This window comes from Tenacibaculum sp. 1_MG-2023 (assembly GCF_030547425.1).
Taxonomy (GTDB): Bacteria; Bacteroidota; Bacteroidia; order Flavobacteriales; family Flavobacteriaceae; genus Polaribacter.
Window position 1 is genome coordinate 29,741 of the sequence record NZ_JAUORH010000002.1, and the last position, 12,422, is coordinate 42,162.

Below are 12,422 nucleotides of genomic sequence, written 5' to 3' on the forward strand. Positions count from 1 at the left end.
GTGTTGTAGTTTTTGTGTGTTGTATAAAAAAATCCGCAGCAAAAAGCGCGGATTTGTATTTTATGATAGTGCTATATCAAATTGTGTTAATTCTTTAAAAGCTTGTAAACGTGCTTGTACTTCTTCGCTCGTTAGTTCTTCCATTCGTTGTGTTCCGAATTTCTCAACACAGAACGATGCTAAGTTGGATCCGTAGATAATTGCACTCTTCATGTTTTCAAATGAAATATCTTCTGTTTTAGCCAAATACCCACAGAAACCTCCTGCAAAAGTATCTCCTGCCCCTGTTGGGTCAAACACCTCTGCTAATGGTAACGCTGGTGCAAAGAACATGTTCCCTTCATTAAATAATAAAGCTCCGTGTTCTCCTTTTTTAATCACTACATATTTCGGTCCCATCTCATGAATCTTCTTAGCAGCATTTACTAATGAATATTCTCCACTTAACTGACGTGCTTCTTCATCATTAATCGTAATAACATCTACACGCTTTAGCACTTCGTGTAAATCGTTTAATGCTATATCCATCCAAAAGTTCATAGTATCTAACACTACTAACTTAGGTCTTTCATTCATTTGATCTAATACCGATGCTTGTGTTAATGGATGCAAATTACCTAACATTACAATAGATGCATCTTTAAATGCTTCTGGAACTACTGGTTGAAAATGCTCTAATACATTTAATTCAGTTACTAAAGTATCACGAGAGTTCATATCGTTATGATATTTTCCACTCCAAAAGAATGTCTTTCCTTCTTTTACGATTTCAACTCCTTCAGTGTTAATTCCTTTTTCGTTCATCATATCTAAGTATGATTCTGGAAAATCTCCTCCGACTACAGAAACCACTCCTGTTTGCACTCCAAATTGTGAAGCTGCTAATCCAACAAACGTTCCTGACCCTCCTAAGATTTTATCAGTTTTTCCAAATGGTGTTTCTATAGCATCAAATGCTACAGTTCCTACTGCTAATAATTTACTCATAACTCTACTTAATATTCCTTTACCTAAGGAAATGTATTTGTTTCATTAAGTCCTCTGTAAATCCCTAAGACTTAAAAATTTACTAATTCTACTCATTAAGGCTTAAACTCTCATGTCAACTGCCTTTTTTATCGTAATTTTGCGTCTTTAATTAAAAACGGTCTTTTTGACTCTGCAAAAATAGTTTTAAAAAATGACTATCAAAGAAATACAAGAAGAAATTATTGACGAGTTTTCAATGTTTGAAGACTGGATGGAGCGTTATGAGTACATTATTGAGCTAGGTAAATCGCTGCCATTAATAGATGAAACTTACAAATTAGATGAAAACCTGATTAAAGGTTGTCAATCGAAAGTATGGTTACATTCTGAATTAAAAGGTGACATCATTGGGTTTACTGCCGACAGTGATGCTATATTAACCAAAGGAATTGTGGCGTTATTATTGAGGGTTTTTTCTGACCAAACACCTAAAGCAATTTTAGAAGCCGATACTAACTTTATTGATGAGATTGGTTTAAAAGAACACTTAAGCCCTACTCGTGCTAACGGATTAGTGTCTATGGTAAAGCAAATAAAAATGTATGCGATTGCGCAACAAAGTAAGTTAGCAAATTAAAGAAGCAAGAATTATGACTGAAGATAAATTAGAAGAATTAGGAGATAAAATCGTTCGTGTGTTAAAAACAATTTTCGACCCTGAAATACCTGTTGACATATATGAACTTGGATTAATTTATGATGTTTTTATATCAGAAGAGAATGATGCCAAAATATTAATGACATTAACTTCTCCAAATTGTCCTGTTGCTGAAACATTACCTGTTGAAGTAGAAGAAAAAGTAAAAACCTTAAAAGAAATTAACAATTGTGAGGTTGAAATTACTTTTGATCCTACTTGGACACAAGACATGATGAGCGAAGAAGCAAAATTAGAGTTAGGGATGCTGTAGAACTCTTAGTAAAACTACAAAAACATAAAACGCACAACTTTAAATCTTTTCAACAAAAACATGGCAGACGAAATTATAAATAGAGTTGCAAATAGTAAGCTTACAACGGTAGATCTTGAGGATTTTTACCCTGAAGGTAGGCGTATAGTGTTTGACATTAAGGATTGGTTATTTGAAGAATTGATTCTTCGTGAAAAGGACTTTAGAGAGTCTGTAAAAAATCACGATTGGTCTCAATATCAAAACAGTTATGTTTCTTTAACATGTTCTACTGATGCTATTATTCCTTCTTGGGCTTACCTTTTATTAACCTCTGAGCTTATCCCCTTCGCCAAAAAGGTTGTTGTCGGTGATTTAACAGTCTTAGAAACTGTAATTTTTCAAGAGGTAATTCAACAGTTAGACACTTCTGAATATAAAAACAAGCCTGTAATTATTAAAGGGTGTGCAAATAAACCTATACCACCTTCTGCATACACTCTTTTGATTGAAAAAATTAAACCCGTAGCTAAAACCATCATGTTTGGCGAAGCTTGTTCAACTGTACCACTTTACAAGAGAAAAAATAATTAGTCTTATAGGATTCCTCAACTTAATTACAAATGAAAAAACTGTTCTTAATCTTGTTTTCTTGTTTCTGTTTTTCTGTAGTTTCTCAAGAAACTAAAAAAGATAGTGTCTCTTCTGCTGGTTTAGAAAACTCACCTTTAGATACTAGTTTTGCTTTCTACATATTTAACAAAAGAGTATTTGCAGAACCTTTAGTAAAAAAAAACCCACCTAAAAAATGGACTGTTACTGGAAAATATACTTTTCTTTTCAATCAGTCATCTTTTTCTAATTGGGCAGCAGGTGGAAATAATACTGTTGCCGGAAATATGACACTTGGTTATGATTTCAACTATAAGAGAAAAAAATGGAACTGGGATAATAAAATTATTTCCGCTTATGGGTTGAGTTATATAGATGGTCAAGGAGTAAGAAAAACAGAAGATCAGTTTGAATACAACTCCTTATTAGGGTTGAAAACTTCAAAATTGTGGTTTTTATCTTTTTTTAGTAACTTTAAAACACAGTACACCAAAGGTTATGATTATAAACAAGAACCTAAAATAGCTGTTTCGGATTTCTTTTCTCCTGCATATTGGAGCTTCGGGCCTGGTATGTTGTGGAAACGAAATGATGACGCTAGAATAAACATAGCTCCAGCAACTGCTCGTTATACTTTTGTTTCTGATCAATTTTCTGGAAAATATGGTGTGGATGAAGGTAAGAATACTAACTTTAGTTTAGGTTTTAACCTTTCTGCTTACTTTAAGAGTGAAATAATGGAAGATGTGACCATGGAAAGTATAGTAGCTATATATTCAGATTATTTAAACAAACCTCAAAATATTGATATTGATTATCAGTTAAACATCATTGTTAAAATTAATAAAAACCTATCTACAAATCTCAGCTTGCACACCATTATTGACGATGATGCTTCAAGTAGAGTTCAATTTAAAGAGGTTTTTGGTCTTGGTTTGAATTATATTTTTCATAAAACGTGACTTTTGTCATAACAACATTGTCTAAATTTTGAGTTAAGCGTACTTTTACGCCCTCAAAAAATTAATTTAAAACTATTAAAATGAAAAAATTATTAGCTATTGCTGTTTTGTTTGGAACATTAACAGCTAACGCTCAAGAAGAGAAAAAAGAAGAGCCTAAAGAAGGATGGAAAAAAAGTGGTAATATCTCTTTTCTATTCAATCAATCCGCTTTCAATAATTGGTTAGCTGGGGGTACGAACAATATTTCTGGTACTCTTGGCTTAAACTATGATTTTAACTACACAAAAGGTGATTGGACATGGGACAATAAATTGATTGCTTCTTACGGTGTAACAAAATTAAAAGGGGAATCTTTACAAAAGACAGATGACCGTTTAGAATTAAACTCATTAGCAGGAAAAAAAGCGGGTGGATACTGGTATTACTCTGCTTTTTTTAACTTTAAGACTCAGATGTCCTCTACCTATGTTTCTGGCGAGCAAACATCTCATTTCTTTTCTCCTGCCTACTTCCAATTTGGACCAGGTATGTTATGGAAAAAGCATGATAATTTAAAAGTAAACATTGCTCCTGCAACTTCTAAATTAATTTATGTACATAAACATTTAACCGATTTTGGACCTGCTTTTGGAGTAGAGCAAAATGAAACCACTCGTTATGAAATAGGTGCTGCAGTTAATGCATATTACAAATTAGAAGTAATGAAAAACGTGTCTGTAGAGAACATCTTAAACCTTTACAGTAATTATTTGGAAGACTTTCAAAACGTTGATATCGATTACACTCTTAACGTAGTAATGAAAGTTAACAAATATTTATCTGCGAACCTTTCAATGCAGACAATTTATGACGACAATGCCTTTAAAGGGTTCCAAACTAGAGAGGTGTTTGGTTTAGGAGTGAATTACGGTTTCTAAAAAAACAAAACACAGTAGTAAAACCTCAAGAACATGTTCTTGAGGTTTTCTTTTTATGTATTTTAGCTTAAAAATTTAACGAATGACATTATTAATTGTTTACGCCACATTATCTATATTTTTCTCTTTTTTATGTTCTATACTAGAAGCTGTTCTGCTAAGTGTTACCCCAACTTTTGTTAACCTTAAAAAGAAAGAGGAGAAGGCTTACGCAAAAGATCTTGAAACATTAAAAAAAGATGTGGACAAGCCTCTTATTGCTATTTTAACTGTAAATACTGTAGCACACACCGTAGGAGCTATTTTAGTTGGTGCCCAAGCGAAGAAAATATTCAGTGATGAAGGAAATGGTGTTTTTATTGTTTCTGCTATAATGACAATTTTAATTTTAGTCGCTTCTGAAATTATTCCTAAAACTATTGGTGCTACTTACTGGAAATCTTTAGCTGGTTTTACAACCAAAGCTTTAAACATACTTATTTTCTTTTGTAAATACACCGGTATTATTTGGTTATTGCAGCTATTTACTAAGATGTTTGGGAAAGGAGCACATGGTGAAAGTGTTTTAAGTAGAGAAGACTTCTCTGCCATGACCGATATTGCCGAACAAGAAGGTGTTTTTCATGAAAGTGAAGGTAAAGTAATTAGAAATATGCTAAACTTTAAAGAAGTTCAGGCCAAACACATTATGACACCTCGTACGGTACTTACTACCGCTGATGAAAACCAAAGTATTGAATCTTTTTTTAATGAAAACAGACCTTTACGTTTCTCCAGAATACCTGTATATGCTGAAAACTCAGACAATATAACTGGTTATGTTTTAAAAGATCAACTATTACTTTCCTTGGTTGATAACAAAGGAAATGAGCCTTTAAAAACAATTAAGAGAGAAATTATTATAGCAAGTAGAGAATTATCTATTCCTAATCTATTTGAAAAACTAATTGAACAGAGAGAACATTTGGCTTTAGTTGTAGATGAATATGGAGCTGTTAGCGGTTTGGTGACTCAAGAAGACGTTATAGAAACTCTTTTAGGCTACGAAATAATGGATGAGAGTGATAATGTAGCTAACCTACAAAGCTTAGCTAGAAAAAGCTGGGAACAACGTGCTAAACGACTAGGAATTATTAATGATACTGAAAACGAATAGCAAATTTTAAAAAGTTTGTAAAACAAAAAAGAGGTATGAATAAATTCATACCTCTTTTTTTATTATATATCTTAACTATCTCTAGTCATTAATTGTCCAAGAAACATAGTACATAGAACCAATTAATCCAGATCCTGGCGCAACCATATACTCGTTGCCTGTTAAGTTAGTTCCTCCTAGTTTAAACCTTGATTTAATAGCAGGTACTCTATAGTTTATTTGCGCATCTAATACCGTTCTTGCATCTACTGTATCATCTAAGAAGCTTGACTGCCAATAGAACTCATCTTGCCATCTTAAATTCACATTAAACCCAAAGTTTTTAAACAAGTTTGGATTTCCAAACATTACTTTTACTTGATGCTCTGGAGTATTAAATCCTGCTTTAAAAGTAGGATCATCTCTTTGATCAAAAACTAATTTTGAATATGTATAGTTAGCTCCTAAGTTAAATGTCTTAAATACTTTTGTATTTACCCCAACACCTACACCATACGAATCTACATTAGCTGATGTATTTGTATTAAGAACAAACGAAGTATAATCTCCATTATCTATTGCTGCATCAGCTTGTGCATCTGGTGTTCCATCAGCCTCTAAACCTCCGTAATTAGCCACAATAACATCTTTAAATGCTACAAAATCATTATACTGGTTGTAATAACCATTAATATCTAATTCTAATATATTTCTACTATTTAAATCGATAATACTTCTATATCCAACTTCATATGAAGTAACCTTTTCTGGTTTAATTGGATTCACATCAAGTTTAACTCTATTATTTCTTCCAACTAATGCATTTCCAAAAGCCTGTCTGCCAGTAATTTCACTAGTAGTACCATCTTGATTAACTACAATAGTAGAAAAACGATCTAGGTTTTCTTCTGAAGTACCTAAAATATACTTACTTGGTCCTGAACGTAATCCAAAGTATTGCTCTAAAGTACTTGGATTTCTAAATCCTGTTTGATAAGAAGCTCTTAAAATATGGTTTTTTGATTCTCCTAAAGAATAATTTAATGCTACCCTTGGCGAGAAGTTTCCTTCAAAGTTTTTAGATTTATCATAACGAACAGATCCTGTAAACTTTAATCTATCATCTAAGAATTTCTTTTGAATTTGAGAATAAACCCCTATCATATCAAACTCTATACTACTATTTTCATCAGTAAATAAAGTTCCGTTTGAATTAATATCAAATTTACGGTAAGAACCTCCTATTTGAATCTCTCCCCAACGGATAATATCTTTAAAGTTATAATTAGCATCAAAATGGTAAAAAGAAGTCTCATCTTTTAATCCTGCTCCCCCCTTGTTTATTGGAGTATTAATTACCTCTTCTAAAGCTGTTTTGAATTCAGATGATCCTGGTACAAATCTATTTCTATTTGCAAATCTTCTTGCATCAGCATCGTTAAGAGGTGTATATCCTGGAACTGTTAATGCTCCACTATATATACCAGCGTATTCTTGATACCAATTTTGGGTTGGATTGTATTTTTCATTTAACGCAATAGCTGCGAATCGTAAATCGTGACTTTTTCCTGAGTCATTTCCTGTATAATATCCTCTTACAAAAAAGTTTCTTCCTTTAAGCTCTAACTTATACTGCTCGATAAAATATCCTTTTTGAGAGAATCTATTTGTTCCTTGATATGTATTATCTCCACGAGAAAAACGAGAGTTTACTATAATTTCTAATGCATCATTTGCCCACGGTCTGATATGAATAGATCCATCAAATTTTAAGTTATAACCATTATAATTAGTTAAATCTTTTTCTTCGTACCCTGTTCTACTAACATTCATAGAAGGTAACGCTGGATCCAAATCATTTAAATTAAAATTAAAATCATCACCATATACATTTACACCATCATAATCAGTGTTTGCATCTCTATCTCCATCAATAGCTGTTCCTCCAATTCCTGTGGTGTTTCTGGTATCAACTGCATGCCATTCTTCAGCAGAAAAATAAGTTAAATTAGCTTTTGCTGCAACATAATCATTGAACTTATATGCCATACGAATTCCTGCATCATAAAACGGATTGTTTCCTGCTGCTTCTTGCGACATATTACCAGTTTTGATATAAGTACTTATACCTGTATTATCAAAAGGATTTTTACTACTCATTAATAAAATACCGTTAAACGCATTTGCTCCATACAAAGCAGAAGAAGCTCCTGGAAGGATTTCAACATTTTTAACATCTAAATCTGAAAGCCCCATAATATTTCCTGCTGAGAAATTCAACGCTGGTATTGATGTTTCTACTCCATCAACTAACTGTACAAATCGAGTATTATCGAAAGTAGAAAAACCACGAGAGTTTACAGATTTAAATCCGTAATTTGCTTCACGTGATTCAATTCCTTTTAAGTTTGCTAATCCGTCATAAAATGAAATTGATGTATTTCTTTTAACATCAATGACTCCCATTCTTTCAATAGTTACTGGAGATTCAATAACTCGTTCAGGAGATCGAGATGCTGAAATTACAACTTCATCTAGTGCTACACTTTCTTTTAAAATTACATTTACTTCTTGATCTAATGAAGTAATCTCAATTATTTCCGTTTTATACCCAAAAGCAGAAACTTGCATAGTTATAGGGTAAGTTGACTTAACTTGTAAGCTGAAATTTCCTTCAAAATCAGAGGTTGCCCTAGCTTCTCCAGAAAGAATTACTGCATTTGGAAAAGGCTCCAAGTATTCGTCGTAAACTTTTCCATTTACTGTAGTTTGTGCATAAATAGACATACTACACACTACCAAAACTAAGGATAGTAGTTTTTTAAACATAATGTTTATTTTTAATTGATTTGTATTAAGTTACTTGTGATTTATTTACTCATCAAGAGCAAACATAATAGGAAATCCGTATTTTACTGAAGTTTGATCTCCTGACTTTTTAGCAGGTATAAACTGTGGTAGTTGAGATACTACTCGAACAGCTTCATTGTTTAGTAATCCACCATTTTTAGGCCCTAAGGTTTTAATATTCTTAACCTGACCATTCTTGTCAATAATAAAGCGTACCCAAACTTCTCCTTGAATAGATTCTTTTACCGCTTGACTAGGGTATTTGAAATGTTTTTGAATATGCTTTACCATTTCAACATTAAAACAATCTAACCTTTCATTTTTCTTTGCTTTTTTGCATGCAGAAAACAAAGGTATTCTATCAACTGTAGTAAATTTTTCAGCTTTTCTTACTTCTTCTGCTGATAGTTTACTTGTTATATCTTCAAGATTGTTCTTTAAAGTTAACGATTGGTTTAATTCTGTTTGGTTAGTTGTACCCTCTACTGCTGCTGTTCCAGCTCCTGACAATTCAGCAGCATTTGAAACCGCTTTCTTTTTTGAGATTTCTCTCTTTTTTAAATACCTTCTATTAGCCGATACTTTTACAGAAATTTGTCGTGTCCCTTTGTTCTTTTTACTTTTTGGGGCTATAGTACATTTTGTAATACTGTTTAAGTCTAAAGACTCTTCTGGAGTTTCACATACTTCACGTTGTGATACAACATTCGTAGCATAAAAACAAAATATTGTTATTACTAAAATAACTTTTCTCATACCTAAGGGGTTTAACATTTTTCCAATAAACTAATTCTAAGTTTTTATTTGTGAAAAATATGGCGTGCAAAGGTATTCTTTTTTTTATAGAAATTAAATTATTTTAACACTCTAATCTTCAGAGCTATTTAAGCTAAAATTCATGGGAAAACTATACGCTACTTTTGTGTTTTTACCTTGCTGTTTTCCTGGAGTAAAATTAGGTAGTAATAACACAATTCTTTTAGCTTCTTCTTTTAAGAGTTCATGTACATCTACTCCTTCCGTTTTAATATCTGTTACCTTACCAGCTTCGTCAATTACAAAGCTTACTAGTACCTCTCCCTCTATCCCCTTATCTAAGGCTTCATTTGGATATACCAATGTATTAATTATATGATTTTGCATTTCATAATTAAAACAATCTACCTTATCTATTAAAGGATTTGTACACGACAAAAACACAGGAATTTCATCAACCACATCAAAAGAAACAGCTTTTTTCTTTATTACTTTTGTAATTGGAGTAATATTGTACAAACGGCACATCGCTAAATCATTAGTTATTTTCATCAACTTAACTTGATTTGCTTTTATATCATTAGCTAAGCTAATAACTTTTTCAAAGTAAACACGTTTTCTTAAGTGTCTTCTACTAGAGATTGTAGTTACAACAGGAGTTCCCTCATCATTCTTATCTACCTTTTTTTCTATTAAACATTTATCAACTATGTTTACATCTACTGAATGAGGATTTTCAGATGTACACTTCTCTTGTGCTGTAGCAAATTGAAAACCACAACACATTAACAAGAGTATAATTATATTTTTCATCATGATCTATTCAGATTAACACATGGTAACTCAAAAAAAAGTGGTCATTTCATATAGCTTTAAATTTCTGCACTTAAAACTTTATGAATACTTGTTAAGTTGGCTGGTTAAATAAAATTGAATTACTAGAGTAAAAGTTATACTTTCTTATTAGCTGATTGATCTAAATAAAATCGTCTAGATTTTGTTTGTGAAGTTTTATTATTTTTCATTTTCAGGGGGATAAAATGGTTAAAAACATTAATTTACAATCCTTTATAAAACATAGAAAAAACTATGTTAGGGGTTATAAATATAACAAAAAAGAACTTAAAATTATAATTCTTTAAGCTATTTTTAAGTTATTGTTGTGTTTTTATACTGTAAAAAACTAATACTCTTGATATAAGAAATCATTATAAGGAAAACGTTGAATATGTATTTTCTTTACTTCTTCATACGCTTTCTCTTTAAAATTTTCTAAATTATCTTTATTCAAGGCTGAAATAAAAATGCTTTCAGTTTCTAAGTCATTCATCCACGTTCTTTTCCAATCTTCTAGTGTATAATGCTCTTTTGTTTTTTCTGTAATTAAATCATCTTCATCAATAGTTTCATGGGTATACGCATCTATTTTATTAAACACCATAACCGTAGGCTTGTCTTTACTATCAATTTCATCCAAAATCTTATTTACAGAAGCTATATGATCTTCAAAATTTGGGTGTGATATATCTACGACATGTAATAATAAATCGGCTTCACGTACTTCATCTAAGGTAGATTTAAATGACTCTACCAGCTGAGTTGGTAATTTTCTAATAAACCCAACAGTATCCGTCATTAAAAAAGGAATATTCTTTATAACTACTTTTCTAACTGTAGTATCAAGCGTTGCAAATAACTTGTTTTCTGCAAAGACCTCACTTTTACTAACTACATTCATCAAGGTAGATTTTCCAACATTGGTATACCCAACTAAAGCAACACGCACCATTTTTCCACGGTTTTTACGTTGTACTGACATTTGTTTGTCAATAGTTGTTAATTTCTTTTTTAACAAAGATATTTTATCACGAATAATACGACGGTCAGTTTCTATTTCTGTTTCCCCTGGACCACGCATACCTATCCCTCCTTTTTGCTTATCAAGGTGTGTCCACATTCGTGTTAATCGAGGTAATAAATATTGATATTGTGCTAACTCAACCTGTGCTTTTGCTGAACTTGTCTGCGCTCTACTAGCAAAAATATCAAGAATTAAGTTGGTTCTATCTAAAATCTTACAGTCTAGATAACGTTCAATATTTCTAAGTTGTGCTGGCGATAGTTCGTCATCAAAAATGGCTGTTCCTATTTCATTGGACTCTATATACGCTTTTACATCTTCTAGCTTCCCTGTTCCTATAAACGTTTTTGGATGTGGTTTATCTAGTTTTTGAACAAATCGTTTCACAGCTACTCCTCCAGCTGTAAGTGTCAAAAACTCTAGTTCATCCAAATATTCTTCTGATTGCTTTTCATCTTGATGTTGGGTTATAATACCTATTAAAACCGTTTTTTCTGATATGGCTTCTCGTGTTTCTATCATACCTTGCAAAAGTACAAATTTATCAACGTATGTTGTTTAACTTTCTTATCGTATTAAAATCGCTATAATAGCTTTTTTACTGTGCTTTTCAATACTGGTAAAACATCTTTTTCAAACCATCGGTTTTTGGTTAACCAAAATCGGTTTCTTGGTGATGGATGCGGTAATACAAAATAGTTAGGCAAGTATTCTTCAAAAGTGTTCACTGTTTCTGTGAGTGTTCTTTTTGTTTTTTCTTTTAAGTAATAGTTTTGTGCATACATTCCTATTAAAATAATCAATTTAACTTCTGATATTTCTTTTAATAGAGGCTGATGCCATTGTGGTGCACACTCTTTTCTTGGCGGTAAGTCTCCTGTTTTCCCTTTTCCTGGGTAACAAAAACCCATTGGAATTATTCCAAAGTTATTTGTATTATAGAACTCCTCATCAGTAACATTTAACCATTTTCTAAGCTGCTTACCGCTGGCATCATCCCAAGGGATTCCTGATTGATGCACTTTGGTTCCTGGTGCTTGACCTACAATAATAATTTTTGACTTTTTACTAGCAAAAGCTACAGGGTTGGGCTCTATGTGTTCCTCACAAATTTTACATTCCTTTATTTTTCGTAAAAGATTCTCCACACCGTAAAGTTACTATTTATGTATAAAAAAACACTCGATTACATTGTAAAACGAGTGTTTTTTTTAACTTTAATTATTGTAAATCTTAATTATTGATTGCATAGCTTGCGGCATTACCTAAATCTGATAAAAACATTAAAAAAGATTTCATTAATTTTTTTCCCTTTTTGATTAGTAGTTCTTTTTTCATTCTTCTAGTTATTTTATTAATTTCCGTGTGGTAAAATTAATACACAACTACTTGATAGTTAAAAGGTTT

12 protein-coding genes are annotated in these 12,422 nt (G+C 31.8%); 6 read left to right on the forward strand and 6 right to left on the reverse strand.

Annotated features, from left to right (window positions below):
• Nucleotides 1-60: 60 nt before the first annotated feature.
• Nucleotides 61-987, reverse strand: coding sequence for a PfkB family carbohydrate kinase (locus tag Q4517_RS01805; protein WP_303505584.1), 927 nt, complete (start codon nt 985-987; stop codon nt 61-63).
• A 193-nt stretch (nt 988-1,180) separates the two neighbouring features.
• On the opposite strand from Q4517_RS01805, the gene Q4517_RS01810 reads away from it, so the two are divergent.
• The 6 genes from Q4517_RS01810 to Q4517_RS01835 all read left to right on the forward strand — a co-directional run bounded on the left by Q4517_RS01810 (nt 1,181) and on the right by Q4517_RS01835 (nt 5,569).
• Complete coding sequence (locus tag Q4517_RS01810) at nt 1,181-1,606, forward strand: SufE family protein (protein ID WP_303505585.1); 426 nt, start codon at nt 1,181-1,183, stop codon at nt 1,604-1,606.
• A 13-nt stretch (nt 1,607-1,619) separates the two neighbouring features.
• A complete protein-coding gene (locus tag Q4517_RS01815; protein ID WP_115899355.1) occupies nt 1,620-1,940 on the forward strand; it encodes a DUF59 domain-containing protein in 321 nt (106 codons plus the stop codon).
• A 60-nt stretch (nt 1,941-2,000) separates the two neighbouring features.
• Nucleotides 2,001-2,513, forward strand: coding sequence for a DUF2480 family protein (locus tag Q4517_RS01820; RefSeq protein WP_303505590.1), 513 nt, complete (start codon nt 2,001-2,003; stop codon nt 2,511-2,513).
• Nucleotides 2,514-2,542: 29 nt separating this feature from the next.
• Nucleotides 2,543-3,493, forward strand: a complete 951-nt coding sequence (locus Q4517_RS01825) for a DUF3078 domain-containing protein (RefSeq protein ID WP_303505592.1) — start codon at nt 2,543-2,545, stop codon at nt 3,491-3,493.
• 80 nt (nt 3,494-3,573) lie between these two features.
• Nucleotides 3,574-4,413: a DUF3078 domain-containing protein gene (locus Q4517_RS01830; RefSeq protein ID WP_303505595.1), complete on the forward strand. Its 840-nt coding sequence runs from the start codon at nt 3,574-3,576 to the stop codon at nt 4,411-4,413.
• A gap of 82 nt (nt 4,414-4,495) precedes the next feature.
• The gene (locus Q4517_RS01835) at nt 4,496-5,569 is read left to right on the forward strand and encodes a CNNM domain-containing protein (RefSeq protein WP_303505597.1); all 1,074 of its coding nucleotides are present in this window, start codon (nt 4,496-4,498) and stop codon (nt 5,567-5,569) included.
• An 81-nt stretch (nt 5,570-5,650) separates the two neighbouring features.
• Here the strand turns inward: Q4517_RS01835 and Q4517_RS01840 are convergent, their stop codons facing one another.
• The 5 genes from Q4517_RS01840 to Q4517_RS01860 form a co-directional block, all read right to left on the reverse strand.
• Complete coding sequence (locus Q4517_RS01840; RefSeq protein WP_303505600.1) at nt 5,651-8,377, reverse strand: TonB-dependent receptor domain-containing protein; 2,727 nt, start codon at nt 8,375-8,377, stop codon at nt 5,651-5,653.
• A gap of 45 nt (nt 8,378-8,422) precedes the next feature.
• Nucleotides 8,423-9,154 (reverse strand): energy transducer TonB, encoded by a 732-nt coding sequence (locus tag Q4517_RS01845; protein ID WP_303505602.1) that lies wholly within the window; start codon nt 9,152-9,154, stop codon nt 8,423-8,425.
• A gap of 111 nt (nt 9,155-9,265) precedes the next feature.
• Nucleotides 9,266-9,970, reverse strand: a complete 705-nt coding sequence (locus Q4517_RS01850) for an energy transducer TonB (RefSeq protein WP_303505604.1) — start codon at nt 9,968-9,970, stop codon at nt 9,266-9,268.
• Between the two features lie 367 nt (nt 9,971-10,337).
• Nucleotides 10,338-11,537, reverse strand: coding sequence for a GTPase HflX (hflX, locus tag Q4517_RS01855; RefSeq protein WP_303505606.1), 1,200 nt, complete (start codon nt 11,535-11,537; stop codon nt 10,338-10,340).
• Between the two features lie 62 nt (nt 11,538-11,599).
• Complete coding sequence (locus tag Q4517_RS01860; protein ID WP_303505608.1) at nt 11,600-12,163, reverse strand: uracil-DNA glycosylase family protein; 564 nt, start codon at nt 12,161-12,163, stop codon at nt 11,600-11,602.
• Between the last annotated feature and the right edge of the window lie 259 nt (nt 12,164-12,422).

Excerpts from the sequence above, each read along its gene's own strand:
- Q4517_RS01805 (WP_303505584.1), bottom strand. The coding sequence starts at position 987 with ATGAGTAAATTATTAGCAGTAGGAACTGTAGCATTTGATGCTATAGAA.
- Q4517_RS01810 (WP_303505585.1), top strand. The coding sequence starts at position 1,181 with ATGACTATCAAAGAAATACAAGAAGAAATTATTGACGAGTTTTCAATG.
- Q4517_RS01815 (WP_115899355.1), top strand. The coding sequence starts at position 1,620 with ATGACTGAAGATAAATTAGAAGAATTAGGAGATAAAATCGTTCGTGTG.
- Q4517_RS01820 (WP_303505590.1), top strand. The coding sequence starts at position 2,001 with ATGGCAGACGAAATTATAAATAGAGTTGCAAATAGTAAGCTTACAACG.
- Q4517_RS01825 (WP_303505592.1), top strand. The coding sequence starts at position 2,543 with ATGAAAAAACTGTTCTTAATCTTGTTTTCTTGTTTCTGTTTTTCTGTA.
- Q4517_RS01830 (WP_303505595.1), top strand. The coding sequence starts at position 3,574 with ATGAAAAAATTATTAGCTATTGCTGTTTTGTTTGGAACATTAACAGCT.
- Q4517_RS01835 (WP_303505597.1), top strand. The coding sequence starts at position 4,496 with ATGACATTATTAATTGTTTACGCCACATTATCTATATTTTTCTCTTTT.
- Q4517_RS01840 (WP_303505600.1), bottom strand. The coding sequence starts at position 8,377 with ATGTTTAAAAAACTACTATCCTTAGTTTTGGTAGTGTGTAGTATGTCT.
- Q4517_RS01845 (WP_303505602.1), bottom strand. The coding sequence starts at position 9,154 with ATGAGAAAAGTTATTTTAGTAATAACAATATTTTGTTTTTATGCTACG.
- Q4517_RS01850 (WP_303505604.1), bottom strand. The coding sequence starts at position 9,970 with ATGATGAAAAATATAATTATACTCTTGTTAATGTGTTGTGGTTTTCAA.
- hflX (WP_303505606.1), bottom strand. The coding sequence starts at position 11,537 with ATGATAGAAACACGAGAAGCCATATCAGAAAAAACGGTTTTAATAGGT.